The sequence below is a fragment of the Aeromonas sp. 600527 genome (assembly GCF_049175415.1).
GTDB lineage: Bacteria > Pseudomonadota > Gammaproteobacteria > Enterobacterales > Aeromonadaceae > Aeromonas > Aeromonas veronii_A.
This window is the reverse complement of sequence record NZ_JAAKVA010000006.1, coordinates 24,521-50,263: the sequence shown is the minus strand read 5'-3', so window position 1 is coordinate 50,263 and position 25,743 is coordinate 24,521. Positions and strand designations below refer to the sequence as shown.

Genomic DNA, 25,743 nt, shown 5'->3' with positions numbered 1-25,743 from the left:
AATTTATAAGGAAAAGTCCAGCAGCAAACAGGCTTTTCCCAAAGCGTGCTCATCCTATCCGGCAAACCGTTGGCACCTCATGTTACCGACATCCCGCACCGAACCGATCTCAAGATGTGTGATTGCAGTTAACGAAACGTTACTGCTATTATCCGCGCCGCCACAAACATTCCACCAACCGAAAGGTTTGGTGCTCCAACAAGGATGTGCAATGAAAAACAGGGACTCGAGTCATTACCAACGGATCTGGCGCTGGCACTTCTACGCCGGTCTCTTTGTCGCCCCTTTCCTGATCCTGCTGTCACTGACCGGGATCGTCTATCTGTTCAAACCCCAGCTCGACAACCTGATGTACCCCGAGCTGATGAAGGTCACCCCCGCCAGCCAGACACTGAGTGCCGACCAACTGCTGGCCAAGGCGATGATGACCATGCCCGATGCCAGCCTGCGTAAATACCTGCCGCCTGTCGCTCCCGAGCAGAGCGCCCAGTTCATCGTCAATCGGGGCGAGCAGGAGCTTACCCTGTTCCTCGATCCCGCCAGCGGCGCCCTGCTCGGCACCATGGATAACAAGTGGAATCTGCAAGCAGTGGCTCGCTCCCTGCACGCCGACCTGCTGCTCGGCACCACGGGGGATCGGCTGATCGAACTCGCCGCAGGCTGGGGGCTGGTACTGCTGCTGAGCGGTCTCTACCTCTGGTGGCCACGCAAAGGGCCCGGGGTGGGCGGCATCCTCTGGCCCAGAGTGAACCAGCGCGGACGCCTCTGGTGGCGAAATCTGCACGCAGTGGTCGGCTTCTGGGGCGCCGGTTTCCTGCTGCTGTTGCTGCTGAGCGGCATGACCTGGACCGGCTTCTGGGGCGATAAGTTTGCCGCTGTCTGGAACCGCTTCCCCGCCGCCATGTGGAACGAGGTGCCCAAATCGGCGCCGCTGGCCCGCACCCTGAATCAGGCACACGAGCAGACCGTTCCCTGGGCGGTGGAGAACACCCCTATGCCCAGCTCGCAGCCGGTCGATGAGGGACACGATCACGGTGCCATGAACCATGGCGAGCATGAGGGAGTGGTGATGGCGAGCCAGCGCATTGCGCTACAACGGGTCGTCGAGATCGCCCATGAGCGGAGAGTCCATCCGGGTTACAGCATCACCCCGCCGGTCGGCGCCACCGGCGTCTACACCATCGCCCTGTTTGCCGACGATCCGCGCAACGACGCCACCCTGCATGTCGATCAATACAGCGGCAAGGTGCTGGCCGATGTGCGCTGGCAGGATTACGGCCCGGTCGCCAAGACGGTAGAGAGTGGCGTCATGCTGCACATGGGCAAGCTCTACGGCTGGCCCCATCAGCTGGCCATGCTGCTTATCTGCCTGATGGTGCTGGCCAGCGCCGTGAGTGGTCTGTGGATCTGGTGGTGCCGTCGTCCGCAGGGCCGTCTCGCCGCGCCGCCGTTGCCTGCCAAACTCCCGCCGATGCGCGGTGCCATCGCCCTGCTGATCCTGCTGGGGATCGCCTTCCCGCTGGTGGGCGCCTCCATGGTCGCCATCTGGCTGCTGGATACCCTGATTTTCTCCCGCCGCCCTCTCAGGGTGGCGCGCGCCAGCTAAACCGGCCAAAACCAAAAAGGGCTCCCATATCGGGAGCCCTTTTTATTGTTCGCCTTGGCGAGCTGCGACCAGCAGTCAGGAGAGCGCCAACCCGATAGAGAGCAGCAGACTGAACAGAAACGCGCTGATGGCGGTCTTCTTGAGGGCGCCAGTCAGCACCTCGCCATCGTAGCTTTCGCGCAAGGTGCGCGCCGCATCGCTGAGGGGCTTCATGGCGGGCAGGAAGATCCACGGCCAGAAACTGGCGGGCTGGATCAGGATAAAGGCGATGGTTGCCAGCAGCGCCGCCCCCAGCAACACCCAGTGATAGGCGATGGCACGGTTGCGGCCAAGGCGCACTGCCAGGGTGATCTTGCCGCTGGCGGCGTCGGTCTCGATATCGCGCACATTGTTGATATTGAGCACGGCGGTGGCCAGCAGACCACAAGCGGTGGCAGGCAGCAGCAGATCCCACTCCAGACTCTTGGTGAAGAGGTAGTAGGAGCCGAGCACCCCCAGCAGACCGAAGAAGAGGAACACCGAGATATCGCCAAACCCGCGATAGCCGTAAGGGGTCTTGCCGACGGTGTAGGTCACCGCCGCGACAATGGCCGCGCCACCCAGCACCACAAATGCCAAAATCTGCAGCCACTGGCCGCCGAAGGCACAGCCCAGCAGCATCAGGCCACTGGCCACCGCCGCCAGCGCGGTCAGCCCCATCGCCACGCACATCTGCTTTTTGGTGATAAGACCGGAGACCACCGCCCGCTGCGGGCCGATCCGCTCACCGTTGTCGGCGCCGGAGACCGCATCGCCGTAATCGTTGGCCAGATTGGAGAGGATCTGCAGCAGGATGGCGGTCAGCAGGGAGAGCGCCATGATGGTGCCATCGAAGGCGCCACGACTGGCAGCCAGCCCCGAGCCCAGCAGGATGGAAGAGCAGGCGAGCGGCAGTGTTCGCAAACGCGCCGCCAGCAACCAAACAGAGAAGGTATTTGTCATTTTGTGATGGCCAAACAATCGGATATTGATCGTGTTAAGGGTTATCGAACAGGATTTGGGTATACTTGACCCCGGAGAGTGAAGCTCCCGCGGGCGATTTACATGGACGAATGGGCAGATAATATATAGGAAATCATCGCCCTTTGGCATAAACCTACGGCATCCAGCTACCGGATCGCTCGTTACTACCCGGCTCAGACAAGAATCCATGTTGGCTCAGACCCATATCAAGCAACAACTGGACGCCCTGCGTCACAGCAACGTCAGCGGCTTCGTACGGTTGCGAGTGGCGATCGAAATCCGCTCCTTTCTGGGCTGGCTCGCGGCGCAAACCCTCTATCCCCGCATCTACTGGCAGGCCCGTGGAGAGGCTCGTCCCGAGTATGTCGCGCTGGGCGCCATCCATGAACTGACCGAACCGCACGCCATCAAGCAGGTGTGCACGAACACAGCCAACCAGCATCATGACGACAGCCCTCGCTACTATGGTGGACTGGCGTTCGATCCGGCCCAGTCCGGCTGGCAAGGGTTTGGCCCCTGCCGTTTCGTGCTGCCCCGCATCGAGCTGGTGCGCCGTGGTGAGTGCGTCAGTCTCTGCCTCAACCTCTGGCTGGATGAAAACAATCTCGAGGCCGAACTGCAGGCGGCCGAAGCCGCCCTCGATGCCCTGCGTCCGGAAGCTGCGCTGCCCGCCCTGCAAAAGCAGCCCTGGCAGCGACAGGATTGCCCCGGCCCCGCCCAGTGGCAGACGCTGGTGGAGCGCGTCACCGCCCCCGATTTTCAGGCCCACACCCCCAAGGTGGTGCTGTCGCGGGAGAGCGTGCTGACCAGTCCGAACCACGATGCGGATATCAATCCCTGGGCCATGCTCGACCAGTGGGCCCGCCACGCCCAGGACTGCTTCCACTTCGGTTTTCAATTCTCCCCCGAGCAGGCCTTTATCGCCTGCTCCCCCGAGCGGCTCTACCGCCGGGAAGATCGCCACCTCTTTACCGAGGCGCTGGCGGGCACCATTCGCCGCTCCGGCGATGAAGAGGTGGATGCCCAACTGGCCGCCGAGCTGCTGGCCGACAGCAAGAACCGGCTGGAGAACCGGCTGGTACATGCCGACATCCTCAGCCGACTGGCGCCACTGACCCACGATGCCACCCTGACCGAGCCACGCATTCTGAAACTGCGGCTGCTGCAACACCTCAAGTGCGATATTGAGGCCGAGCTCAAGCCCGGCGTCTGCGACTGGCAGCTGCTCGATGCCCTTCATCCGACTCCTGCGGTGGGCGGTGCCCCGCGCGAGGCGGCGCTCGCCTTTATCCGCGAGTTCGAGCCCTACGATCGGGGCTGGTACGCCGGTGCCTGCGGCATGCTGAGTAGGGAGACCTCCGAGTTCTCGGTCGCCATTCGCAGCGCCCGCATTCAGCCGGGCAGCGTCACCCTGTTTGCCGGTGCCGGCATTGTCGCCGGTTCCGAGCCTGTCGCCGAGTGGGCCGAGCTCGACAACAAGATCGCCAATGTGCTCTCCCTGCTGGGATAGTCATTCACCCTTTTCACGCTACGAGAGCCCCTATGCCCACCCGTAAAGAGCCTGCCAGCGAAGAGTTTTCCTGCCCCCCGTTTTCGAGCCAGCACGCCACCTTCAACCACGTCTGGTCCTCCCTCTTGCTGGAGGAGCTCTTTCGCCTCGGGGTGCGCGACATCGCGCTGGCCCCCGGTTCCCGCTCTGCGCCGCTGACAATGGCAGCCGCCGCCCATCAGGGCTTTCGTCGTCACCTGCACTTTGACGAGCGCGGTCTCGGCTTTATGGCGCTGGGTCTTGCCAAGGGGAGCAACCGGCCCGTGGCGGTGATCATGACGTCGGGCACCGCGGTAGCCAACCTCTGGCCCGCCGTGGCAGAGGCCCAGCTCACCGGCGTACCGCTGATTATTCTCTCCGCCGATCGCCCTCACGAGCTTATCGACAACGGCGCCAATCAGGCGATCGACCAGCAGGGGATCTTCGGCCGCTACCCCGTCTATCAGCAGAACCTGCCGAGCCCCACCCCGACTATTCCGGCGGCGTTTGTGCTGAGCTCGGTGGATCAGGCGCTGGCCAAACAGGCGCTCACCCCCGGGGTGGTGCACTTCAACTGCATGTACCCGGAGCCCCTTTACCCGGGGGAGCACTATCAGGATTTCTCCGACTATCTGGCCCCCCTCGGTGACTGGCTCGGCTCGCACAAGCCCTGGAGCCCGTGGCAGCAAAACGAGCCGACCTGCCCACCTCAGGCGGAGTGGGAAACCTTTCGGCAACAGCGCGGCATCGTTGTAGCTGGCCGCATTACCGACCCGAATCAGGCACAGGCCGCCGCCGCGCTGGCGGAGCAACTCGGCTGGCCGCTGCTGGCAGATCTGCAGAGCCAGATCCGTTTCGATAGCCGCAACCTAATCCATATGGATCTGGCGCTCAACGACCCTGAATTTGTCGCCGAGTTGGGCCGCGCCGAGGTGCTGCTGCAATTTGGCGCGCGGCTTGTCTCCAAGCGGCTTGGCCAGTTCATAAAACACCATTCATGGCAGGATTACTGGCTGGTGGATCCGCAACCGGCGCGGCTCGATCCCGACTACCGGCTGCGCAACCGGCTACTCTGCAGTGCCAGCGCTTTTGCCTCTGCCCATCCGGTCACGGCCAGCAAGGCTCCCTGGCATCGGTTGCCAACTCTGCTGCAACCGGTCGGTCAGGCGATAGCCGCTGCCTGCGATCGCTTCTCCGAGCTCGGAGTCTGCCATCGCATCAATCGCCTTATCGAGGGGCAGCTCTTTGTCGGCAACAGCATGCCAGCCCGACTGATGGACATGCTCGGCGAAACGGGCAAGGGGCCGAGCCGGGTGATGACCAACCGCGGCGCCTCCGGCATCGATGGCCTTATCGCCACCGCTTACGGATTTGCGCAAAGCAGCAACCAACCCACCACCCTGCTGATCGGCGATCTGAGCGCCCTGCACGATCTCAACAGCCTGGCCCTGCTCAGCAAGGCGAGCCAGCCGTTGGTGGTGATCCTGCTCAACAACGATGGCGGCAGCATCTTTCGCATGTTGCCGGTGCCCACCGAAGGGGAGCTGCTGGAGAGCTACTATCGGCTGCCCCACGGCCTCGGCTTTGAACATGCCGCCGCCATGTTTGGCCTCGCCTACCGCGCTCCGACAACCTTGGCCGAGTTCGAGCAGGAGTACGGTTTGGCCCTCAAGGGTGGCGTTACCCTGATCGAGATCAGGGTACCGAGCGAGCAGGTGGCCGATGATCTCAAGGCGCTGGGGGCCGCCATCCGTGGCGAATAAAGATGCCAATATGCCGCTGGTTCTGCTGCACGGCCTGCTGGGGGATGGCGGCGACTGGCAACCGGTGATCGACCGGCTGCCCGCCATCCACTGCATCGCCCTCGACCTACCGGGTCACGGCCAGCATCACGAGCTGCGGGTCAACGACTTCGAGCAGAGTCACCAGTGGCTGTGCCGCGAGCTAGCCAGTCGCGGTATCGAGCACTACCTGCTGGTCGGCTACTCGCTGGGCGGGCGACTGGCCCTCTATCACGCCAGCCGCGAGCCCGCCGGGCTACGGGGGCTGCTGCTGGAGAACTGCCACCCGGGGCTACCGGCCAGTGAGCGAGCCGCCCGCATCCAGCACGATGAACAGTGGGCGCGGCGCTTCGAGCAGGAGCCCCTGGCTGACGTGCTGGCAGACTGGTACCGGCAAGGGGTGTTTGCCGATCTTGACGATGCGGCCCGGGCCAGCCAGATCGCCCGCCGCCTTGGCAACGACAGTCAGGGCATCGCCACCATGCTGCGCGCCACCTCGCTCGGCAAGCAGCCGGATCTCGCCCCCTGGCTCATGGCGAGCCAGCTGCCGGTCACCTGGGTGAGTGGCAAGCGGGATCACAAATTCCATCAGCTGGCTTGCCAGCTGGCGAACCAGGATCGCAGAATCAACCACTTGGTGCTGGATGGCGGCCATAATCTGCACGCCCATCAGCCTGATAACTTTGCCCGACTCCTCGCGGAGTGGGTCAACCAACAAGAAGAGACGAGTCATGATTGAAGCAATGACGGAAGCTGAACTGTATGCACCTGTTCAACATGCCGGGATTGCTCAACTCAGTGTTCAACTCGGTGCTCAACTGCACTCTCCCAGATCAGAAGGAAAAAACCATGATTGAAGCAATGACGGAAGCGGAACTGTACGCTCCGGTTGAGTGGCAGGATTGCTCCGCCGGTTACGAGGACATCCTCTATCACAAGTCCAACGATGGCATTGCCAAGATCACCATCAACCGTCCCCAGGTACGCAACGCCTTCCGCCCCCGCACCGTCAAAGAGATGCTGCAGGCGCTGGCCGATGCCCGTTATGACGATCAGATCGGCACCATCATCCTGACCGGTTTTGGCGAGAAAGCCTTCTGCGCCGGCGGCGACCAGAAGATCCGTGGCGACTACGGTGGATACCGCGATGACGAGGGGACTCACCACCTCAACGTGCTCGACTTCCAGCGCGACATCCGCACCTGCCCGAAACCTGTGGTTGCCATGGTGGCCGGTTACGCGGTCGGTGGCGGCCACGTGCTGCACATGATGTGTGACCTGACCATCGCCGCCGACAACGCCCAGTTTGGCCAGACCGGCCCGAAAGTAGGCTCCTTCGATGGTGGTTGGGGTGCTTCCTACATGGCTCGCATCGTCGGCCAGAAAAAGGCCCGCGAAATCTGGTTCCTTTGCCGCATGTACGATGCCCAGCAAGCCCTCGACATGGGTCTGGTCAACACCGTTGTGCCGCTGGCGGATCTGGAGCGTGAAACCGTGCGCTGGTGCCGCGAAATGCTGCAAAACAGCCCGATGGCGCTGCGTTGCCTGAAAGCAGCGCTCAACGCTGACTGTGATGGTCAGGCGGGCTTGCAGGAGCTGGCGGGCAATGCCACCATGCTGTTCTACATGACCGAAGAGGGTCAGGAAGGCCGCAACGCCTTCAACGAAAAGCGTCGCCCCGACTTCTCCAAATACAAGCGGAACCCCTGATGACACTCGCCCTGTATCGCTATCAACTGCCTTTTACCCAGCCACTGACCTTTCACGGCAAGGTGGAGGTGGCGCGAGAGGGGCTGTTGGTGCGCATCAACGACGGCTGGGGGGAAATCGCCCCCCTGCCCGGCTTCTCGAAAGAGAGCCTGCAACAGGCAGAGGCAGAAGCCCTTGCCACGCTGGCGGTCTTGGCCGCCGGCGATACCCCGAACCCCGTGCTGCCGTCGGTGCAATTTGGCCTCGACTGCGCGCGCCGGACATGGCCCGAACAGAGCAACCCGCTGCCGGAGCCCTATCCCCTCATTCAAGGCTCCCCCCAGGAGCTACTGCGCAACTGGAAAGAGTGGCTGCACCGCACACCCGGCAAGGCCAAGCTGAAAGTGGCACGCTACCCGATGCGTGACGAGCTGGCGCTGATCCGCTTGCTGTGCGACCGCCTCCCCTCCCTCAAGCTGGTACTGGATGCCAACCAGGGCTGGACTCGCGAGGAGGCGTGGACCTTCTGCGGCCACCTCGACCCGAATCGCATCGAATATCTGGAAGACCCTTGCGCCAACTTTGCCGACATCGCCTTTGTCGCCAACCGCACCGGCATGCCGGTGGCGCTGGACGAACTGCTGGCACAAGGCAAGCCGTGGGAGCCGATCCCGCAACTGCGCGCGCTGGTGCTCAAGCCTACCCTGCTCGGTTCACTCGCCAACTGCGAAGCGCTGATCGCCCGCGCCCGCGAACTGCGGCTCAAGGTGATCATCTCCTCCTGCTTCGAATCGGATCTGGGCCTGAACCAGCTCTTTCATCTGGCAGGCGAATGGGCGCCGGAACAGGCGCCGGGTCTGGATACCCGCCGCTGGATGGCTGGCAATCTGCTGGGGGAAGATGGCAAACCGGATCTGAGCCGACTGGAGCAACTGTATTACCGTGATTGACCCCTCCCGTTCACCCGAACAGACGCCTTGCCCGGTACGCCACCGGGCAATCACAGCCCCGAACCACATTGCCATCCACACCGCCTCGCCTCTCAGTTATCGCCAGCTCGATGCTCGCCTCAACAGCCTGTGCCAACAGCTGGAACAAGCCGGAGTGCGTCGTGGCGATCATCTGGTAGCGGTGGTGCGCGGTGCGCTGGAAGATGTGCTGCTGGCGTGGGCCTGCGTGCGCAGCGGTGTGGTGTTCTGCCCGCTCAACCCCGCCTTTCCTCTCGAAAAGCAGCGCGAGCTGGCGGTACAACTCGATGCCGATGCCTTCTGGTCGGCAGGGGAGATCCCGGCAGGCAACTGGCAGCCCTTGCAGCTCGACTTCACGCACGAACTGCCGGCAAGCGAGGAAACATGGCCGCTGGAATCGACCCAGCTCAACAACATGATCCTCACCTCGGGCTCCAGCGGTACGCCGAAAGCGGTGGTGCACCGGCTCTGCAACCACCTTGCCTCGGCGCGCGGCTCTGCCACCCTCATTCCCCTCGATGAGAAGTCCGGCTGGCTGCTCTCCCTGCCACTGTTCCATGTCGGCGGCTACGCCATCCTGTTTCGGGTCTTTCTGGCGGGCGCAACTCTGGTACTGGATCAACGTGAACGCTCCCTCAAGGAGCGGCTGGAGTGCCAGCCCATCACTCACCTCTCGCTGGTGCCGACCCAGCTCTGGCGCCTGCTGGCAGAGGGCTTTGACCCCGCCCGTACCCGCCTTCGTGAGCTGCTGCTCGGTGGCGCCGCCATCCCGCAGCCGCTGGTGAGCCGCCTCTGCGCCATGGGGCTCGAACCCAAGGTGAGTTATGGTCTCTCCGAGATGGGCAGTCAGGTCTGCACCGCTATCCCCGGCGATGCAGGCGTAGTTGGCAAACCGCTACCGGGACGGGAAGTGTGCATCAGGGAGCAGGAGATCTGCGTGCGCGGCGCCACCCTGTTTGCCGGTTACTACCGAGATGGCGAGCTGGAACTGCCCCTCGATAACGAAGGCTGGTTTCATACCCGCGACAAGGGGAGGTTCACTGCGGCAGGGGAACTGCTGGTAGAGGGTCGGCTCGACAACCTTTTTATCTCGGGCGGTGAGAATATCCAGCCCGAGACCATAGAACAGCGACTGGTGGATCATCCCACCGTCGCCCAGGCGCTGGTGGTGCCGGTACCGAGCGACGAATGGGGGCAACGCCCCGCCGCCTTTATCGACTGGCACGGCGGACCGGTTCCCGACTCCGAACTGGCAGCCTGGATCCGCAGCGCCCTGCCCGGCTTTATGGTGCCCGACCACTGGCTCCCCTGGCCCGATCTTGGCGGCAATCTCAAACCCTCACGCCAACAGTTGGGCAAGATTGCCCGACAGCTGACCACTCGGGCACAACAAGCTGAATGAGATCGGACTCACAATTTACCGATCTGCTCTGAAAACAGAAAAGGAAACATGTGAGTCTTCACTGCGGCGGCAGCTCCCGATAATCCGCATAGATGCTAGGCCATGACATCTTATTGATTTATATGGCCTAAAATTGAAAGTTGATATCCCTTTGGAACCATTTAGATTGCTTTGCGATTACTCGCAAGACAATACACAAACAACAAAGGGATAAAAATGAACCGTTCAGGTACCGGGTGGCTGCTGCTGGCAGGCCCCCTGCTTTTGGCTACATCCTCGGCGCAAGCCAACTACTCCCCCAATGACTGGCGACAGTATCAGCTGACTGGCGAATCGAGCCGGCAACTGGCTGCGCGCATCACCGAGATCACCTACGAGCTCAAGGCGCGCAGCAGCAACGCCCCCTATCAGCAGCTCAGGGTCTACCGTCGCTTCGACTGGCAGAGCAGCGATCTCGCCGCACTGGCCGAACAGCAGTGTGGCGAGCCGCAGCTCAAGGTAGATGCGGGCTGGCAGATCCGCTTCGTACGCTGTGAAGATCGGATTCCGGCGGGCAAGCTCATTCCCGCCAGCAGTTATGACTTTGGTTATGGCCTCAAGCAGGGTCGCTGGGAGCAGCTGGCGGGCACGCCGACCGCCCAGCGGCAGGATCGTCTGCCGCTGCCACAAGCCATCATCCTGGGTCAGAGCGAAAGGGAGCTGGATCGCTGCGAACTCAACGCGCAGGGCCGCTGCACCGAGTCGGAGTGGCACTATCAGCCGCAGGATTGGCAGCAGTTGCAGGTACTTGAAGAGACCCCGAGTGAGCGGGATGGCCGGTTGGAGCAGATCTTTTTCCGTCTGCAACCGGTGGCAGGCAGTCAGGCTGCCGCTCAGGTCAGCGAGATCCACGTCTGGCGCCGCTATCAGTGGCAGCTGGATCAGCTCACGCCTCAGCAGGAGTGTGATGAGCCGCAGGAACGCAAGGAGGGGAGCAACACCATCCGCTATCGCATCTGCCGTCAGGTGATCCCTGCAGGCAGCGAGGTTCAGGTAACGCTGCAAGATAGCGGCTACCAATACCCGGTCGCTGGCGGCGAGTGGCAACCCCTGCCAGAGAGCAAAGCGTGGCAGGAGAGTCGGGTGCTCAATCGCCCCATCGTGCTGGCCAGCAAGGAGGAGCAGCTGGAGTGCCGCCGCGCCAACGGTCGTCTCTGCTCCGAGCCAGAGCAGCCCGATGTGGATCTGCTCGACAGCGATGCCGCCAAACTGGTGGCCGACGTGAGCGGCCAGAACAGCCCTGCCTGGCAGGCGGATTACGGCCACGATGACGCCAAGCTGATGGCGGTGGTTCGCGGCATGCGTGCCCTGCTGGCGGCCAACCAGCCGACCCATCCGGCAATGGACAAGCTGCTCTACTATGTGCGCGCCCATAACTACCATGGCGGCGTTGGCAAAGAGAGTGATCAGGCCGCCCGGGCTCTAGCCGGGGTAATGATTGATCTGCTCAACCACCCCCTGCTGCTGGGTGCCGAACCACAGGATCAGGCTGGCACAGTGCTGGAAGCCTGGAGCGTAGCGGCGCAGGGACAACTTGGCCAAGCCGCCTTCCGCCAGAGTGCCGCCCCCATGCTGGCCCAGCTCAACCAGGCGCTCGGCTATGCGGTGCAACATGCGGCACAGATCAATGGCCACAAACCCTGGGCCGATGGCCTGTTCGAGCTGCTCAATCTGGTCGATCAGAGCGCCTCTTACGGTCAGCAGGCAGACTTCAGCGCAGCTGTGCTGCAACAGGAGGCGGCATTGCGCCAGAGCCTGCTGCAACTGGGCCTGAGCGAGCTGGCCCTCTGGAAACAGCGCGATGGCTCACGGGATCTCTTTATCTTCAACAACATCCTCGATGCCCACAGCCGCCTCTACCAGATGATGCGCTATCTCCATCACACCAGCCTGGATAAGGCGATCGCCTATCGCCAGCAGCTGGATCGCGATGTCATCGCCATCATGCGCCAGCAAGGGCTGATCCCGGGTGGACAGCATCCGGCTGCCATGCTGGAAGAGGTCTCCCTGACCCTCTCCAGCTACTACCTCACCTACACGGATCGCACCAGCGAAGCCTGTGTCAGCGGTGAGTTCGCCGAGCTTTGTACCCCGATCCGCATGGAAGATATTCTGCCGTTCGAGCACACCTGCTCGCCAACCCTGCGTCTGCGTGCTCAGGATCTGACCCAGGCTCAGGCCGAAGGGATCTGCCGCGAGCTGGGTGATGAAGAGCAGCGCTTCCACCAGCAGATGGAGACAGGCTGGCAACCGGTGGCCGATGATCACAACGAGGCGCTGGAGCTGGTGATCTTCAACTCCTCCGCCGACTGGGGCCGCTACGGCAGCGCGCTGTTTGGTGTCTCCACTGACAATGGCGGCATCTACATCGAGGGGGATCCAGCTCGTCCCGGCAATCAGGCCCGCTTCTTCGCCTATGAGGCAGAGTGGAAACGCCCTGCCTTCCAGGTGTGGAACCTGCGCCACGAGTACGTTCACTATCTGGATGGCCGCTTCAACCAGTACGGCAGCTTCGGCCACTATCCGCTCAACCGCACCACCTGGTGGGCCGAGGGGATTGCTGAGTACATCGCCCACGGCCAGTGCTTTGCCCGGGGTCTGGATAACGTGGCAAACCGCCCCGCCAACCAGCGTCCGACACTGGCGGCTATCCTCCACCTTGACTACGACCAAGGTGGCGAGATGGTCTACTCCTGGTCCTATACCGTGCACCGCTTCCTTAACGACACCGGTCGCGGCGCCAGCTGGCTGACGCTGGCACAGGCGCTGCGCAATCCGGATCGGCAGCAGGCGATGAGCGACTTCGAAGGGGAGCTGGACCGGCTGATCGCCAACGACAGCGACGCCTATCAGGCATGGCTCGCCCGGGATCTGCTGCCCTGGTGGCAAGCAAACAAGGAGTCAGACGCCTGCAAGGGTAACGACTCCGCCCACTGATAGACCTTCACCGACCAGAGGGGCTGCCACCGCAGCCCCTCGCTTTATCCTCCCGCTTTCCCGACCTCTGCTGCGACAACCTCTGCCCGAATGAGGTGCCCGCCCGTTATCAAGCCTGACGCCGGCGGCCGAGTTGTAATAGAATGCCGAGAGCCACCCCCTTTTCAGACCCTGACCGCACCACGCATGAAGAAGTTTGCCAAGATCCTCCTCGCCTGCCTGCTGATACTGCTGGCACTGATTGCCTCGGTGCTGGCCTATAGCGAATGGATCGTCTCGGATGCCCGCCACTACACCTACGATCAGGTGGACGAGGTGCCCTACAACCGGGTTGCGGTGGTGCTGGGTACCTCCAAATATCTCTCCGGTGGCGGCCCCAACCACTACTTCAAATACCGCATCAAGGCGGCGGCCGAGCTCTACAACAATGCCAAGGTGGACTTCATCATCGTCTCCGGTGACAACGCCACCGTGCAGTACAACGAGCCACGCCAGATGCGTCGCGCCCTGATCAAGGCGGGTATCCCCGCTTCCGCAATCTATATGGATTTCGCCGGATTCCGCACCCTAGACTCAGTGGTTCGCGCCAAGGAGGTGTTCGGTCAGGAGCGCTTTACCGTGGTATCCCAGGGCTTTCATAACGAGCGGGCCATTTTCATCGCCCGCCATTTCGGTATCGATGCGGTTGGCTTCAATGCCGAGGATCCCAGCGCCTATCAGGGGATCCGCACCCGGGTGCGGGAAGTCTTTGCCCGCCTGATGGGGCTGGTCGATCTCTACGTGCTGGACAAGGGGCCCAAATTTCTCGGAGAGCCAGTGCCCGTCGGTCTGCCTGTGCCTTGCCAGTCACTGAGCACCATCGGCAGCCTGCAACCCTGCCTCAAACAACCCAAACCGGCGGTGGATGAGGCCAAGCCAGCGGCAGTCTCTGCCGCGGTTGCCACCGAGTCGGCTACTCCATCTGCCTCGGCCGTGACTGAACAAGTCACTCCTGCTGTATCCGCAGCGGCAACGACTGAGCTGGTCACTCCCGCCCAACCCGCGATGGAAACCGCCGCAGAGGCGTCCAGCACGGCCTTGCCCACATTGCCGATGACCCCTTCAGCCGCCAGCGTCAGCACTGCCACACCATAAACAGACGACCCGCCAACTGGCGGGTCTTGTTATTACAGCGCGGGTTGTAGCGGTGAGCCTGCACACCCATTCCCAGCGACCAGGTCAGCCTCGCGCCGCCTGATAGCGGCGGGCCACTTCGGCCCAATCCACCACCTGATAGAAGGCTGCGATATAGTCAGGACGCTTGTTCTGGTACTTGAGATAGTAGGCGTGCTCCCACACATCCAGCCCCAGGATCGGGGTATGGCCATGCATCAAGGGACTATCCTGGTTGGCACTGCTCTCCACCTGCAATCTGCCCGCCTTGTCCACCACCAGCCAGGCCCAGCCACTACCAAAGCGGCTCAGAGCCGCCTGAGTGAAAGCCTGCTTGAAGGCATCGAATCCCCCCAATTCCCGCTCGATGGCCAGAGCCAGCTCACCGCCCGGCTCACCGCCCCCCTGCGGGCTCATCACCAGCCAGAACAGGGAGTGGTTGGCATGGCCGCCGCCATGGTTGCGGACCGCTCCCTGCTGGGCGGTTGGCAGGGTGTCGAAGCGGCTCAGCAGCTCCTCTACCGGCAGTGCGGCCAGATCGGGCGCCGTTTCCAGTGCGGCGTTGAGGTTATTGATATAAGTCTGGTGATGACGGCTATGGTGGATCTCCATGGTCAGTGCATCGATATGGGGTTCCAGTGCGTCGTAGGCATAGTTCAGGGCTGGCAGAGTATGGCTCATGATGACCTCTGTTCGGATTAATGGAGCCGGGATGAGGGCTCGCTCTGACACAGGCAGTGACCGAGCGAACGCATGATCCCGGCGTGGCTGCCGTGGCGCTGTACGAACGTCAGCAACTCGGCACGAGTTGTGCGGGTATGGCGCAATGCAGCCTCTCGCAGGCGAGAGGAGCAAGCGGGGGAGTGACAGGTCGCCAGCAGGCAGTCGTGCACATAGCAGAGCAGGTCGGCGGCGCGATCGGGCAGAGTCATGGCCACCAGCAGATCCGCCAGATTGTGGTGAGCCACAACCAGCGCAGCCACCGCCTCATCCGCGTCGTGCCACTGAACCAACTGCTGACGAGCCAGCCAGAGCGCCTGCTGATAATGAGCCAACGCCTGATGATACTCGCCGCAGTCAAACAGCCGATTACCCTCTCGGGTCTGCTGTTTCCAGTGACTCATGCTGCTGCCACCTTCGGTCGACTCGACCCACCCCTTCACCCAGGTTGCTGTCATATGCTTCACACCAACAAATGATAATAATTATCATTACACGAGTCGTATCCGGGAGACAAGGGGCGTCGGGATCGCAGCAAATAGCCAAAACAGCGCGGCCACCCCTTGGCAAGGAGTGGCCGCTTGAGGCACCGGTCAGTGGATTCGACCGGCCAATTGGAAGTTAATGGCAGGTCAGATGTTGTTGGCGGGCGAAGGCGGGGCAATTCCCAGCAGCATGTGATCCATCATCCCCACCATGCGCCCTATCTCGGGCTTGGTGATGGTATCGTTGGCCCCCAATTGCAGCGCTTTCTGACGGTTGTCATCGCTCATCAGGGAGGAGAACATCACGATGGGCATCTCCTTGTAGGAGGGGGTGTCCCGCAGCCGCTTGAGCAGGTGCATGCCATCCATGCGCGGCATCTCCACATCGGTGATCACCGCATTGACGAAGCCGGTCACCGGCATTCTCTCCTCCTGGGCCAGACGATCGAAATCCGTCATCATCTCCAGTCCCTCTCCCCCGTCCTTGGCCGTGATCACGTTGTAGCCAGCGGTGCGCAGGGTGGTCTCGATCATCTTGCGGATAAAGGCCGAGTCGTCCACCACCAGAATGGTTTTGCCCTGGCGCAGCGCCATCATGCGATCGTCGATGAGCACCTTGCGGTCCTGGGTGACGTCGTACTTCTCCATGCTAAGTTCGGGATTGATGTCGGCGATGATTTTCTCGAAATCGAGGATCATGATGAGGTTGCCATCGCGCCTGACCACGGCCACCACACAGTCGTTTTCACCCGCTTCCAGAAACTGGCTGGGGGACTCCACATCCTCCCAGGAGACTCGGTGGATCCTGCTGACACTGTCGATCAGGAAGCCGTTGGCCATCTTGTTGAAGTCGGTGACAATCACCACCTTGTGGCTGGGATCCGGGTTGGTTTTGATGCCAAGCCAGCCCGCCAGATCCACCAGCGGGATCAGCCGATCCCGCAGGGAGAATACCCCCACCATGTGGCGCTGGGCATTGGGGTAATCTGTAGTCTCCGGCACCCGGATCACCTCGCGCACCTTGGCAACGTTGATCCCGTAGTAGGCGATCTTTTCGCGCCCGTCCGGCAGCTGCTTCTTGAGGTGAAATTCGATGATCTCGAGCTCGTTGGTGCCGCTCTCGGTCAGAATGGATTTACGCTCTTCCCCGTCTTTGGCCATCATGGTGACTCTCATGTTCTGGTTGCGCAGGCAGCACTCTGCTGCGGTTTTCCCTCAGTATAGGAATGGAATTCGCCCAGTAGCTCGGATCTCGGCAAGATTGCAGCGTTAACCGCTTGATCCCGCAGGCTGGCACGAGCGTATCTGCCAATCAGGACAAAGTTGGCGGATGGTGAAATCCATCATGCACTCACAAGGAGCCTGAGATGAGTGAAGGCATAATCGTGATTGGCGCTTCTGGCGGGACCGGGGCAGCTCTGGTGACACATTGGTTGGCGGCTGGTGTCGGGCCAGTGATTGCCATCAGCCGTCAGCCCGCACCTGCGGGCCTCTCGTCGCCGGCTCTGCACTGGCTATGTTGTGATTACAGCGATGAGCAGATGGCAACTGCGGTAGCCCGAATCGCGGAGTTTGCACCGAAACCGCACAGGGTGGTGATCTGCAACGGCATACTGCATCAGGGGGAGATCCAGCCAGAGAAGCGACTAGAAGCAATCAATCTGGATGCCATGACCCGCCTCTACCAGACCAACGCCTTGCTGCCGCTGCGCTGGATCAGCCAGTTGTTACCGCTGTTTGGCCGCGAGCCCTGCACTTTAGCCGTTCTCAGCGCTCGTGTCGGCAGCATTGGCGACAACCGAGCGGGCGGCTGGTATGGCTATCGTGCATCCAAGGCCGCCCTCAACATGCTGCTCAAGTGTGCCGCCATCGAGCTGGCCCGGCGGGCCCCCGGCGTCAAATTGCTGGCCTTCCATCCCGGCACAGTGGATACCCAACTCTCTCGCCCGTTTCACGCCAATGTACCGCCAGGAAATGTGCAGAGTCCCGAACTGGTAGCCGACCATCTGATTAACCTGATGAGCCGGCTGCAACCGGATGGCGAGCTGAGCTTTCTCGACTGGCAGGGCAAACCTATCGAGTGGTAGAGGAGATCAGGAGACGCGCCAGCAGCGCCCGCAACCTCTTGATCACGGCGGGCTTGCCCGCCAGTTGCAACCTCGCAGCCAGTCTTCCCCAGTCGGCATATTGCCAGATGGGGGCAATCAGCAGATAACGCTCTTCAGGAGTCAGTGAACCCAGCACAGCCAGATTGCGCGCCAGCCACAGCTGCAAGCTGGATTGGCTCAGTTCGAACGGCTTGTGATGCAGGGCAAAGCACTCAATTTCGTCACGCTCGAACTCGCCAAGCTCAGCCGCGGTGACGGTGCTGCCTTGCAGGCATTGCCATACCAGCTCGGGCTCCAATCCTTTCAGCTCACCCGCCAGCAGGGTCGGCAGCTGGCGTACAAAACGCAGCTGCCACTGATTCAACTCGGTCTCATGCTCGGGTTTCAGCGCCTTTAGCAGCAGGGCTGCGTGGCAGCCGCTGGCGGCATCCCGCTGCAGGCCGATGCGCAGCACCTCCAGCCCGGCCTTGCGCCAGAAAGGGAGCAGGTCGGCGCTGGCCGAAAAGGCAGAACCGAGGTAATCGATCCCCACCTGACGATAATGTTCTTCAAGCCTGCCAAGCAGCAGCGAACCCAGTCCGTGCCGGTGCAGCTCGGGATGGATGGCGATACGCATCACCCGGGCGTATCTGCGCCCCCCCGCCGTTTTGAAACCGGCGTGGGCCAGCAGCGACTGGGGCAGCAGATGGCCGCGCGGACGGCGGCGACCGGCCCAGATCGCCTCGGCCAGCTCGGGCTCTATCTCCCCTTCCCGCGCCACCAAGGCCACACCCAGCAGGCTCTCGTCCTGCTCCAGCAGATGGATGTCGAGATCCGGGCTCTCCAGCAGGGATCTGAGATCGCTCGGCGTAGTCTGGTAGTGAGCCAGCACCAGCAGGCCGAACAGCTGGTTGAGCAACGTCTCGTCGCTCTCCAGCGCCTCCTGATTGACCAGACGCCAGCTCGGGCTGGTCGGCGGCAAGGGCATTGCGACTTCGGCATTGAGGCCGAGCAGGCGGAAAATCAGCGGCTCCAGTGGATCACGCTCACTCCAGCGAATGGGTTCAGAGAGGCGGATCTCCTGCCACTCCGGGGTCTGGCTATCGAGCACACGCTTGAAGCGCAGGTGAAAACCTCGCCCCGTCCCCTCGTAACCGTGCTCGGTGGTGGCAAACACGATGCGACTGTGGCGGGCAAGCATGGCCTCGAGCAGCGGGGTCGGAATGGCGGCCGCTTCATCCACCAGCAGCAGATCGGGATTCATCGCCTCGTGCACCAGCCGATCCGGCGAGCAGTAGCTCAGTCCGGTCAGCTGTTCAGGCGTAGTATCTAGCCCGCGAGCGGCGTGGGCAAACAGGGTCGCTACCGTTGCCTGTGAGGGGGCCGTCACCACTATGTTCAGCGAGGGTTGCTGGCGCAGCAACTCGGCGGCAGCCAGCCCCAGCAGCGCACTCTTGCCACGACCGCGGTCGGCGCTCAGCACCAGTGGCCGACGACGATGGCCGTGCAACACCTTGTGGATGGCGGGCAGCGCCCGTGCCTGATCGCTGCTCAGCCTGCGTTCGGGCCCAAGCGGTTGCCACGGCTGCGCGCAAACCGGCGGCTCCAGAGAGAGGGCTGGATCACCTTCCAGCAACCGAACCAGTCGGGCGATAAAGCCGTGGCCGGCCCGGCCCGCCTCCTCCGGCTGGGCCACCAGCCGGATCCGGTCAGGATCCGGCCATGCAGGCCACTGTGTTCTGGGCGGGGTCAGCAGCAACAGCAAGCCACCAGCGCATAGAGTGCCAGCCAGCGCCCCGAACGCATCGGGGTGAAAGCCGCTGAAGGCGTTGAACACCAGCGTGTCGCACTCCTGACCGAGCCGCTGCAGCGCCTTGGCGGCGGGTTGCGGGGCATAACACTCGGGCCCGGCACCCAGCCAGAAGACGGTCTCACCGAGCAGGGATTGGGCGCGGGCAATGCAGTCGGCCTCCTCCCCCTCCAGCCAGATCAGGCGCCGCTCACCGGCGCGGGCCAGCGCCTCGCGCAGCAAGGCGACCTCTTGCAGAGTCATGAAGCCTGGCTGTCAGCCGGTTTGCGGGGCTCGAACATGCGATCTCCCATCTGATCGATAAAGGTGTGGGCCTTCTGCACCATGAAACGCTCGGCATCGGCCGGATTGACAAACAGATCGGAGCGGATGAAACGGTGGGTTTGCAGCACGCCGTCCAGCTCTTTGGTGATGCGGCCAGCCAACCGGTACTGGCCCCCTTCCGCCATTGGCTCGGGGTAGATGAGATAGCCGGCATATTCGGTGGGAGTGACTTCGGCGACCACAGCGGGCTGGCCGCCAAACAGGGCAGTGAACAGTTTCTTGAGCATGATGTTTTCCTCAGTGACAGGGCATTGTCACCAAGGGGTTGATGGCTGGCAAGCGGGGGATCTTATTACCAACGGTTATTTGCACTACGAACCATTCTCATTTAGATTTCATGTCATTCCACAAGAGGTAATCATCATGTACGTCTGTTTGTGCCGCGGCATCACAGATACCCAGATCCGCAAGGCGGTGCAGTCAGGTAAAAGCGAATTCCGCCAGCTCAAGCAGTCGCTCGAGGTGGGCGCCCAGTGTGGCAAATGCGTGCGCATGACCATGGAGATCATCGCCGCCGAACTGGACAAGGCCGAGCTGGAACAGGCGCCGCTCTACTACGAGGTGGCCTGAGCAGGGCCTGTCGCCGGTAAAACCGGCCCGTCTTTTCAATCCCTTTCCGCAGGCGAGCTAGCTCGCTGGACCTCTTGTTGTCACTTTTCTGGACTAAGCTCTAAGGATCTCAGCCTCAGGCACGAACCAAGGAGCACTGTCGATGAAAGGAGATCCCAAGATCATTGCCCACCTCAACAAGGTACTGGCCAATGAGCTGATAGCCATCAACCAATATTTTCTGCATGCCCGCATCTACGATGACTGGGGCCTCAAGGCGCTCGGGCACAAGGAGTATCACGAGTCCATCGATGAGATGAAACACGCCGACGAGCTGGTCAAACGGGTGCTGTTTCTGGAAGGACTGCCCAACTTGCAGGATCTGGGCAAGCTGCGCATAGGCGAGACGGTGGAGGAGATGCTGCGCTGCGACCTGTCGCTGGAGATGGATGCCATCCCCGACCTCAAGGTAGCCATCGCCTATGCCGAGTCGGTACAAGACTACATCAGCCGCGACCTGTTCCAGGAGATCCTGGAAGACGAGGAGGAGCACGTGGACTGGCTGGAGACCCAGCTCGATCTCATCGATCGCATCGGGCTGGAGAACTACCAGCAGTCGCAACTGCACCACAGTTCATCCTGAATAGTTATGGCATGAAAAAACGGTTAAAAAACCCGCTACGGCGGGTTTTTTAATGTCTGGCTGCATAGCTTTTCACACCACTTATCAGCATGAAAAATAAGCGTATTTTTGTTAATCAGATCGCAAAAACAGACGCTTGGGAGTTGCACTATTGGAGCCCCTCACAGGGACATACAATAACAACATGTGAAAGGACTACATCATGCACTTCCTACCCAACAAGCTCGCGCTAGCCTGCGCCATTGCCCTCTCTCTTGCCGCCTGCAACGACAACAGCTCCAACGCCCCGGCGGATCCCGCCGCCGCCAAGGCCTCTCTGATGCAGACCATGGACGAGGCCCTGCGCGAAGGCCAGGCGCTCGACCCCTACGGTTTTGCCATCGATGCCGCTAGCATCGCCAAGCGCAAGGCCCTCGACAACGCCCTGCTCAAGCGGCTGGATGCTCTGGACGTGAGCGTGCTGAGCGAACGGGACCGGTTGTTCTACGACATGATCCGCTGGGATCTGCAGATCAACCTGGCGGGTTACGATCTGCCCCAGTCCCAGATCCCGATCCATCACTTCCGCAACCGGGTGGTGGATCTGGCCGATGAGGTGGGGGCCGCCCCGGCCAGTGGCAGGGCCGCCCGCACCGTCGAGGGTGGCTTCGACTACTTCGAGCAGAGTTCGGCCGAGCGGGTCGCACCGGGGGATGCCGCCTGGCGGCGCGATATCGATCGCCCGGCCGCAGCCCCGGTTCCGGTGAGCAAGGCGAGGGCCGCTACCGCGCCACTGGCCTGGTATCAGGAGCACCTCACCTGGCTCAAGGCCTATAACGGCTACCTTGCCGAGGTGAAGCACCAGTTCGAACTGGGCAGCGCTCAGGGCAACACCCTGCCGGACGAGCTGGTGGACCGGCTGCTGGCCCAGCTCAACAGCAAGCTGGATGGGGAGGCGATCGCCGGCGCCTATCTCGGCTGGCAGCAACTGCCGGGAGAGGCGGACGAGGCGCTGCGCAGCGAGTACAAGGGGGTGCTGGACAGCATCAACGGCCGCTATCTGGCGCTGCGCGACTACCTGGATTACCAGCATGGCGGCGCCTATGCGGTGCGCCTTGGCAGCGGCGAGTGCGACGACGGTTTCTGCGGCATGACCAACGGGCGCGACTGGTATCGCTGGCTGCTGAAGAAGCACACCACCACCGACATGACGCCGGAGCAGGTGCATGCGCTGGGGCTGAGCGAGGTGGAGCGGATCTTCGGCGCCATGGTCAAGGTGTGCCATACCGTCGGCAAGTGTGACAGCGACGACGTGGCCCAGAGCAAGCAGAGCGGCCAGATCTACGCCTTCTTCCGCTATCTGAACGAGCCGGCCTTCTTCTACCAGAATCCGCTGGCGGTCTGGTCTGCCGGCCTCAACCCGGACAATGCAGCCGGGGCGACCCTGAGCGGGCCGCAGCAACAGGCGCTGGCCGAACACGAGCGGGCACTGCAGGAGTACAACGCCTTCAAGAGCAAGGCGGCGCTGGTGCTGCCGGACTTCTTCGATGCCGAGCGTACCATTCCCAAGCTGGATTACGAGGTGGTGCCCGTCTCCTATGAAGATGCGCCATACGGCGGGGTGGCTTGGTATCAGGACGGCAACCCGCAGACCGGCCGCAAGGGGCAGTTCTTCCTCAACACCTACTTCCCTTATGGTCTGCAGAGCTGGAACATCAGCACCCTGCTGGCCCACGAGGCGGCGCCAGGCCACCACTTCCAGATCACCATCGCCCAGGAGCTGGCCGCGAAGGATCCCGACTTCCCGCAGTACGTGGCGAACGCCTCCTACACCGCCTATGCGGAGGGCTGGGCGCTCTACACCGAATACCTGGCGGATCACGACATGGGGCTCTATCAGGGGCGCGGTCTCTATGATCCGGAGGTGGGGGACGTGAAGGTCGAGGGATCGTCCGCCTTCAACAACCAGCTGCAGTACTTCGGTCGCCTCAACGAGGAGATGCTGAGGGCCATGCGGTTGGTGGTGGATACCGGCATTCACTGGTATGGCTGGAGCCACGACCAGGCCGTCAACTACATGAAGGAGAACTCGGCGCTGGGGGCGGGGGATATCAGCTCCGAGGTGCCGCGCTACATGGCCTACACCGGCCAGGCGACCTCCTACAAGGCTGGCCAGCTGGCGCTGATCCGGATGCGGGAGTCGGCCGAGCAGGCGCTGGGCGCAGGCTTTGACCTCAAGGCGTTCCACCACCATGTGCTGGAATACGGCATGCTGCCCATCTCGGTGCTGGAGCAGAAGAACCAGCAGTGGATTGAACAGTCGAAGTGATCACAGTTACGGCGCCCGGCAAGGCAATGGGCGCCGCTTTCGATTAGGATACGGCTCTCTGCCAATAACAATGCTACGGACGATTTCCATGGAACAGATTGCACGCGAGATGGCACCCCACAAACGGGTGGCACTGGTGGCTCACGACAACATGAAGACCCCTCTGCTGAACTGGGTGATGCGCCGCAAGGAGGAGCTCAAGCTCCACCATCTCTATGCGACCGGCACCACCGGCACCATGCTCGGCAAGAAGGCGCAACTGCCCATCACCTGCCTCTTCTCCGGCCCGATGGGGGGCGACCAGCAGCTCGGCGCCCTGATCGCCGAGGGCAAGATCGACGTGCTGATCTTCTTCTGGGATCCCCTCAATGCGGTGCCCCACGATCCGGATGTTAAGGCGCTGCTGCGCCTCGCGGCAGTCTGGAACATCCCGGTCGCCACCAACGAGGCGACCGCTGATTTCATCATGGACAGCCCCCACATGCGCCAGGCGTTCAGCGTGCAGATCCCGGACTACGCCGGCTACCTCAAGGCGCGTACCGAGTGATCGGCTAACCCGTCATGCAAGAGGGCCGCAACAAGCGGCCCTCTTTAATTGGGAAAATGAATCAGCCAGGGAAACAAACCGGCGCAGGCTTATAGCGCACGGGCGAGAATGCGCGCCACCCGATCCGGATCGATATCCTGCTGTTCACCGAGCGCAGTGCGCCCCACCCGCTTGAGGTTGGAGCAGACCGCCGGAATGCAGCTTTCGCTGAGGCCATAGTCGGCCAGCCGGGTGCCCAGCCCCATCTTCTGGAAGAACTGCTCGGTACGGATGATCGTCTCCTCGATGCGCAGGGCCTTGTCCTCGCGGGTCGAATGCCACACCCGCTCGGCAAACTGGGCCAGTTTCTCCTGCTTCTGCGCAGCCCGCTCCCGCAGCAGGGCGGGCAGCACCACCGCCAGACTCTGACCATGGTCGAGCCCGTAAAGCGCCGTCAGCTGATGGCCGATGGCGTGGGAGGCCCAATCCTGTGGCACCCCGCAACCGATAAGGCCGTTGAGCGCCAGACTGGCCGCCCACATCAGATTGGCCCGCACCTGATAGTTGGTCGGCTCCGCCAGCGCCTTGGGGCCGTTCTCCACCAGCACCTGCAGCAGCCCCTCCGCCAGTCTGTCCTGCACCTCGCCTCCCACCGGGAAGGTGAGGTACTGCTCGGCGATATGGACGAAGGCATCCACCACCCCGTTGCCGGTCTGGCGCGGCGGCAGGCTGTAGGTAGTGGTCGGGTCGAGCACCGCAAACTGCGGCTGCACCAGCGGGCTTCTGAAGGAGATCTTCACATCTCCCCGGCTCACCACCGAGGTGGGATTGCTCTCGGAGCCGGTCGCCGGCAGGGTCAGCACACAGCCCATCGGCAGCGCCTTGTGCACGCTCGCCTGCTTGCCGCAGATATCCCAGGGATCATCCCCCTCGTAGCAGGCTGCGGCCGCAACAAACTTGGTGCCATCGACAACCGAGCCGCCCCCGACTGCCAGCAAGAAGTCGATGCGCTCGCGTTTCACCTGCGCCACCGCCTCCATCAACAGCTCGAATCTGGGGTTGGCACCGATGCCAGAAAACTCCTGCCACGTCACCCCCTCCAGCGCCCGGGTCAACTGCTCATACACCCCGTTCTGCTTGATGCTGCCACCGCCGTAGAGCACCAGCAGCCGGCTGCCGGGCGGGATCAGTTCGGGCAGGCAGGCGATCTGCCCCTCGCCGAAACAGATGCGGGTCGGATTGGCATATTGGAAGTTGTACACGGCGGGCTCCTCGACTTGATCAATGCGGGGACATTGTGCGCCCACGATCCCGACAGGTCAAAAAACGGGAGCCGGCTATCAAATTGCATATTGAGCAGGCTGCCTGCGAAATAAAGAGCGACGGCTCTGCTATGGTCTCCTGGCAGCTTTGCTATGGTCTCTTCGGGAGCTGGGAGTGCTGCCTTGCTCCATCCCGGCGCTGCCCCTTCCAACTCCTTTGCTCACAAGGTCTGACACATGAAACTAAAACATGCATGGATTGCCGCTCTGCTCTCCCTCTCAACCACGCTGACGCAGGCCGCCGAGGTCACCGCCGACGTCGCCACGGCCCCCGGCAAGGCCAACATAGTGGAGGCCGTATACGCCCAGGCGAAGGTGACCGCCATCGACATTGCCAGTCGCAAGGTGAGCCTGACCAATGCCGCCAGTGAAGCGTTCGATATCATCGCCGGTGAACAGGTCACCAATCTGGCCAACCTCAAGGTGGGCGATACGGTGGCGCTCAGATATCTGCAGATGCTGGATCTGGAGCTCATCAAGGGCGGGGCGGGCGTCAGACAGCGGATCGTGGAGGTGGCTGCCGACAAGGCCGGAGCAGGTGAGAAACCGGGAGCCGGCGTGGCCAGAAAAGTGACCCTCTATGGTGATGTCATCGCCGTCGACAAGGCGCAGCAGACCATCACGGTCAAAGGGGTGGATCACACCCTGATGCTCAAGGTACACGACCCGGCGCAGCTTGCCCTGATCGCCCAGGGGGATCAGATCAAGGCCGTCCAGACCCAGGCAGTGGGGATTGGCATAGTACCTGAAAAGAAATAGCGCCTGAAAAGAGATAGCGTGGCTGACTTGTTCCAGCCCCGCTCTTGCTCAAACAGAAAGGGAGTGGCATCTGCCCTCCCTTTTTTACTGCGCAGCTTGTTGCATG

General features: G+C 62.2%; 23 protein-coding genes. 16 read left to right on the top strand and 7 right to left on the bottom strand.

Annotated features, from left to right (window positions below; all coding sequences use genetic code 11):
- Positions 1-211 precede the first annotated feature (211 nt).
- A complete protein-coding gene (locus G5154_RS09720; protein ID WP_421250738.1) occupies positions 212-1,606 on the top strand; it encodes a PepSY-associated TM helix domain-containing protein in 1,395 nt (464 codons plus the stop codon).
- Between the two features lie 75 nt (positions 1,607-1,681).
- Here the strand turns inward: G5154_RS09720 and G5154_RS09715 are convergent, their stop codons facing one another.
- Complete coding sequence (locus G5154_RS09715; RefSeq protein WP_421250737.1) at positions 1,682-2,587, bottom strand: 1,4-dihydroxy-2-naphthoate polyprenyltransferase; 906 nt, start codon at positions 2,585-2,587, stop codon at positions 1,682-1,684.
- A gap of 208 nt (positions 2,588-2,795) precedes the next feature.
- Between G5154_RS09715 and G5154_RS09710 the strand changes: the two genes are divergently transcribed.
- The 9 genes from G5154_RS09710 to G5154_RS09670 all read left to right on the top strand — a co-directional run bounded on the left by G5154_RS09710 (position 2,796) and on the right by G5154_RS09670 (position 14,086).
- Entirely contained in the window at positions 2,796-4,118 is a 1,323-nt protein-coding gene (locus G5154_RS09710) for an isochorismate synthase (RefSeq protein ID WP_216980054.1), read from the top strand.
- A 32-nt stretch (positions 4,119-4,150) separates the two neighbouring features.
- The gene (gene menD / locus G5154_RS09705; protein WP_421250736.1) at positions 4,151-5,899 is read left to right on the top strand and encodes a 2-succinyl-5-enolpyruvyl-6-hydroxy-3-cyclohexene-1-carboxylic-acid synthase; all 1,749 of its coding nucleotides are present in this window, start codon (positions 4,151-4,153) and stop codon (positions 5,897-5,899) included.
- Positions 5,859-6,656, top strand: a complete 798-nt coding sequence (gene menH, locus G5154_RS09700; protein ID WP_421250735.1) for a 2-succinyl-6-hydroxy-2,4-cyclohexadiene-1-carboxylate synthase — start codon at positions 5,859-5,861, stop codon at positions 6,654-6,656. Before menD ends, menH begins: the two co-directional genes overlap by 41 nt.
- A complete protein-coding gene (locus G5154_RS09695) occupies positions 6,649-6,774 on the top strand; it encodes a hypothetical protein (protein ID WP_258224330.1) in 126 nt (41 codons plus the stop codon). The genes menH and G5154_RS09695 overlap by 8 nt, the downstream gene beginning before the upstream one ends.
- Positions 6,767-7,627 carry a 1,4-dihydroxy-2-naphthoyl-CoA synthase gene (gene menB / locus G5154_RS09690; protein WP_042081860.1) on the top strand — a complete coding sequence of 287 codons (861 nt, stop codon included), beginning with the start codon at positions 6,767-6,769 and terminating at the stop codon, positions 7,625-7,627. The genes G5154_RS09695 and menB overlap by 8 nt, the downstream gene beginning before the upstream one ends.
- A complete protein-coding gene (menC, locus tag G5154_RS09685; protein WP_335865351.1) occupies positions 7,627-8,556 on the top strand; it encodes an o-succinylbenzoate synthase in 930 nt (309 codons plus the stop codon). The genes menB and menC overlap by 1 nt, the downstream gene beginning before the upstream one ends.
- On the top strand, positions 8,549-9,976 hold the full coding sequence (menE, locus tag G5154_RS09680) for an o-succinylbenzoate--CoA ligase (protein WP_421250734.1): 1,428 nt from the start codon (positions 8,549-8,551) through the stop codon (positions 9,974-9,976). Before menC ends, menE begins: the two co-directional genes overlap by 8 nt.
- Positions 9,977-10,192: 216 nt before the next feature.
- Positions 10,193-12,952: a collagenase gene (locus G5154_RS09675; protein ID WP_421260182.1), complete on the top strand. Its 2,760-nt coding sequence runs from the start codon at positions 10,193-10,195 to the stop codon at positions 12,950-12,952.
- Between the two features lie 186 nt (positions 12,953-13,138).
- Positions 13,139-14,086: an ElyC/SanA/YdcF family protein gene (locus tag G5154_RS09670; RefSeq protein ID WP_421260181.1), complete on the top strand. Its 948-nt coding sequence runs from the start codon at positions 13,139-13,141 to the stop codon at positions 14,084-14,086.
- Positions 14,087-14,170: 84 nt separating this feature from the next.
- On the opposite strand, the gene G5154_RS09665 is transcribed toward G5154_RS09670, so the two are convergent.
- The 3 genes from G5154_RS09665 to G5154_RS09655 all read right to left on the bottom strand — a co-directional run bounded on the left by G5154_RS09665 (position 14,171) and on the right by G5154_RS09655 (position 16,473).
- On the bottom strand, positions 14,171-14,785 hold the full coding sequence (locus G5154_RS09665) for a superoxide dismutase (RefSeq protein ID WP_421250731.1): 615 nt from the start codon (positions 14,783-14,785) through the stop codon (positions 14,171-14,173).
- Positions 14,786-14,802: 17 nt separating this feature from the next.
- On the bottom strand, positions 14,803-15,282 hold the full coding sequence (locus G5154_RS09660) for a hypothetical protein (protein ID WP_005354955.1): 480 nt from the start codon (positions 15,280-15,282) through the stop codon (positions 14,803-14,805).
- A gap of 174 nt (positions 15,283-15,456) precedes the next feature.
- Complete coding sequence (locus G5154_RS09655; RefSeq protein ID WP_100644989.1) at positions 15,457-16,473, bottom strand: chemotaxis protein; 1,017 nt, start codon at positions 16,471-16,473, stop codon at positions 15,457-15,459.
- A 203-nt stretch (positions 16,474-16,676) separates the two neighbouring features.
- Here G5154_RS09655 and G5154_RS09650 point away from each other — a divergent pair, with 203 nt between their 5' ends.
- Complete coding sequence (locus G5154_RS09650) at positions 16,677-17,396, top strand: SDR family NAD(P)-dependent oxidoreductase (protein WP_335828515.1); 720 nt, start codon at positions 16,677-16,679, stop codon at positions 17,394-17,396.
- Here G5154_RS09650 and G5154_RS09645 read toward each other — a convergent pair.
- Positions 17,383-19,449 carry a tRNA(Met) cytidine acetyltransferase TmcA gene (locus G5154_RS09645; RefSeq protein ID WP_421260180.1) on the bottom strand — a complete coding sequence of 689 codons (2,067 nt, stop codon included), beginning with the start codon at positions 19,447-19,449 and terminating at the stop codon, positions 17,383-17,385. The genes G5154_RS09650 and G5154_RS09645 overlap by 14 nt on opposite strands.
- The gene (locus tag G5154_RS09640; protein ID WP_335828513.1) at positions 19,446-19,757 is read right to left on the bottom strand and encodes an HlyU family transcriptional regulator; all 312 of its coding nucleotides are present in this window, start codon (positions 19,755-19,757) and stop codon (positions 19,446-19,448) included. The genes G5154_RS09645 and G5154_RS09640 overlap by 4 nt, the downstream gene beginning before the upstream one ends.
- A gap of 136 nt (positions 19,758-19,893) precedes the next feature.
- Between G5154_RS09640 and G5154_RS09635 the strand changes: the two genes are divergently transcribed.
- From G5154_RS09635 to G5154_RS09620, 4 genes are all read left to right on the top strand, one after another.
- Entirely contained in the window at positions 19,894-20,100 is a 207-nt protein-coding gene (locus tag G5154_RS09635; RefSeq protein WP_216980044.1) for a bacterioferritin-associated ferredoxin, read from the top strand.
- A gap of 142 nt (positions 20,101-20,242) precedes the next feature.
- Entirely contained in the window at positions 20,243-20,722 is a 480-nt protein-coding gene (bfr, locus tag G5154_RS09630) for a bacterioferritin (protein WP_042053647.1), read from the top strand.
- Between the two features lie 202 nt (positions 20,723-20,924).
- The gene (locus G5154_RS09625) at positions 20,925-23,030 is read left to right on the top strand and encodes a DUF885 domain-containing protein (RefSeq protein ID WP_421250729.1); all 2,106 of its coding nucleotides are present in this window, start codon (positions 20,925-20,927) and stop codon (positions 23,028-23,030) included.
- 88 nt (positions 23,031-23,118) lie between these two features.
- Positions 23,119-23,577, top strand: coding sequence for a methylglyoxal synthase (locus tag G5154_RS09620; protein WP_005363178.1), 459 nt, complete (start codon positions 23,119-23,121; stop codon positions 23,575-23,577).
- Between the two features lie 89 nt (positions 23,578-23,666).
- Here G5154_RS09620 and G5154_RS09615 read toward each other — a convergent pair whose 3' ends face one another.
- Positions 23,667-24,818: an iron-containing alcohol dehydrogenase gene (locus tag G5154_RS09615; protein WP_421250728.1), complete on the bottom strand. Its 1,152-nt coding sequence runs from the start codon at positions 24,816-24,818 to the stop codon at positions 23,667-23,669.
- 237 nt (positions 24,819-25,055) lie between these two features.
- Between G5154_RS09615 and G5154_RS09610 the strand changes: the two genes are divergently transcribed.
- Positions 25,056-25,637 (top strand): hypothetical protein, encoded by a 582-nt coding sequence (locus G5154_RS09610; protein WP_421250727.1) that lies wholly within the window; start codon positions 25,056-25,058, stop codon positions 25,635-25,637.
- Positions 25,638-25,743: the final 106 nt, after the last annotated feature.

Bases quoted from the DNA above. Each gene is read 5' to 3' on its own strand.
- G5154_RS09720 (WP_421250738.1), top strand. From the start codon at position 212: ATGAAAAACAGGGACTCGAGTCATTACCAACGGATCTGGCGCTGGCAC.
- G5154_RS09715 (WP_421250737.1), bottom strand. From the start codon at position 2,587: ATGACAAATACCTTCTCTGTTTGGTTGCTGGCGGCGCGTTTGCGAACA.
- G5154_RS09710 (WP_216980054.1), top strand. From the start codon at position 2,796: ATGTTGGCTCAGACCCATATCAAGCAACAACTGGACGCCCTGCGTCAC.
- menD (WP_421250736.1), top strand. From the start codon at position 4,151: ATGCCCACCCGTAAAGAGCCTGCCAGCGAAGAGTTTTCCTGCCCCCCG.
- menH (WP_421250735.1), top strand. From the start codon at position 5,859: ATGATCTCAAGGCGCTGGGGGCCGCCATCCGTGGCGAATAAAGATGCC.
- G5154_RS09695 (WP_258224330.1), top strand. From the start codon at position 6,649: ATGATTGAAGCAATGACGGAAGCTGAACTGTATGCACCTGTTCAACAT.
- menB (WP_042081860.1), top strand. From the start codon at position 6,767: ATGATTGAAGCAATGACGGAAGCGGAACTGTACGCTCCGGTTGAGTGG.
- menC (WP_335865351.1), top strand. From the start codon at position 7,627: ATGACACTCGCCCTGTATCGCTATCAACTGCCTTTTACCCAGCCACTG.
- G5154_RS09675 (WP_421260182.1), top strand. From the start codon at position 10,193: ATGAACCGTTCAGGTACCGGGTGGCTGCTGCTGGCAGGCCCCCTGCTT.
- G5154_RS09670 (WP_421260181.1), top strand. From the start codon at position 13,139: ATGAAGAAGTTTGCCAAGATCCTCCTCGCCTGCCTGCTGATACTGCTG.
- G5154_RS09665 (WP_421250731.1), bottom strand. From the start codon at position 14,785: ATGAGCCATACTCTGCCAGCCCTGAACTATGCCTACGACGCACTGGAA.
- G5154_RS09660 (WP_005354955.1), bottom strand. From the start codon at position 15,282: ATGACAGCAACCTGGGTGAAGGGGTGGGTCGAGTCGACCGAAGGTGGC.
- G5154_RS09655 (WP_100644989.1), bottom strand. From the start codon at position 16,473: ATGATGGCCAAAGACGGGGAAGAGCGTAAATCCATTCTGACCGAGAGC.
- G5154_RS09650 (WP_335828515.1), top strand. From the start codon at position 16,677: ATGAGTGAAGGCATAATCGTGATTGGCGCTTCTGGCGGGACCGGGGCA.
- G5154_RS09645 (WP_421260180.1), bottom strand. From the start codon at position 19,449: ATGACTCTGCAAGAGGTCGCCTTGCTGCGCGAGGCGCTGGCCCGCGCC.
- G5154_RS09640 (WP_335828513.1), bottom strand. From the start codon at position 19,757: ATGCTCAAGAAACTGTTCACTGCCCTGTTTGGCGGCCAGCCCGCTGTG.
- G5154_RS09635 (WP_216980044.1), top strand. From the start codon at position 19,894: ATGTACGTCTGTTTGTGCCGCGGCATCACAGATACCCAGATCCGCAAG.
- bfr (WP_042053647.1), top strand. From the start codon at position 20,243: ATGAAAGGAGATCCCAAGATCATTGCCCACCTCAACAAGGTACTGGCC.
- G5154_RS09625 (WP_421250729.1), top strand. From the start codon at position 20,925: ATGCACTTCCTACCCAACAAGCTCGCGCTAGCCTGCGCCATTGCCCTC.
- G5154_RS09620 (WP_005363178.1), top strand. From the start codon at position 23,119: ATGGAACAGATTGCACGCGAGATGGCACCCCACAAACGGGTGGCACTG.
- G5154_RS09610 (WP_421250727.1), top strand. From the start codon at position 25,056: ATGAAACTAAAACATGCATGGATTGCCGCTCTGCTCTCCCTCTCAACC.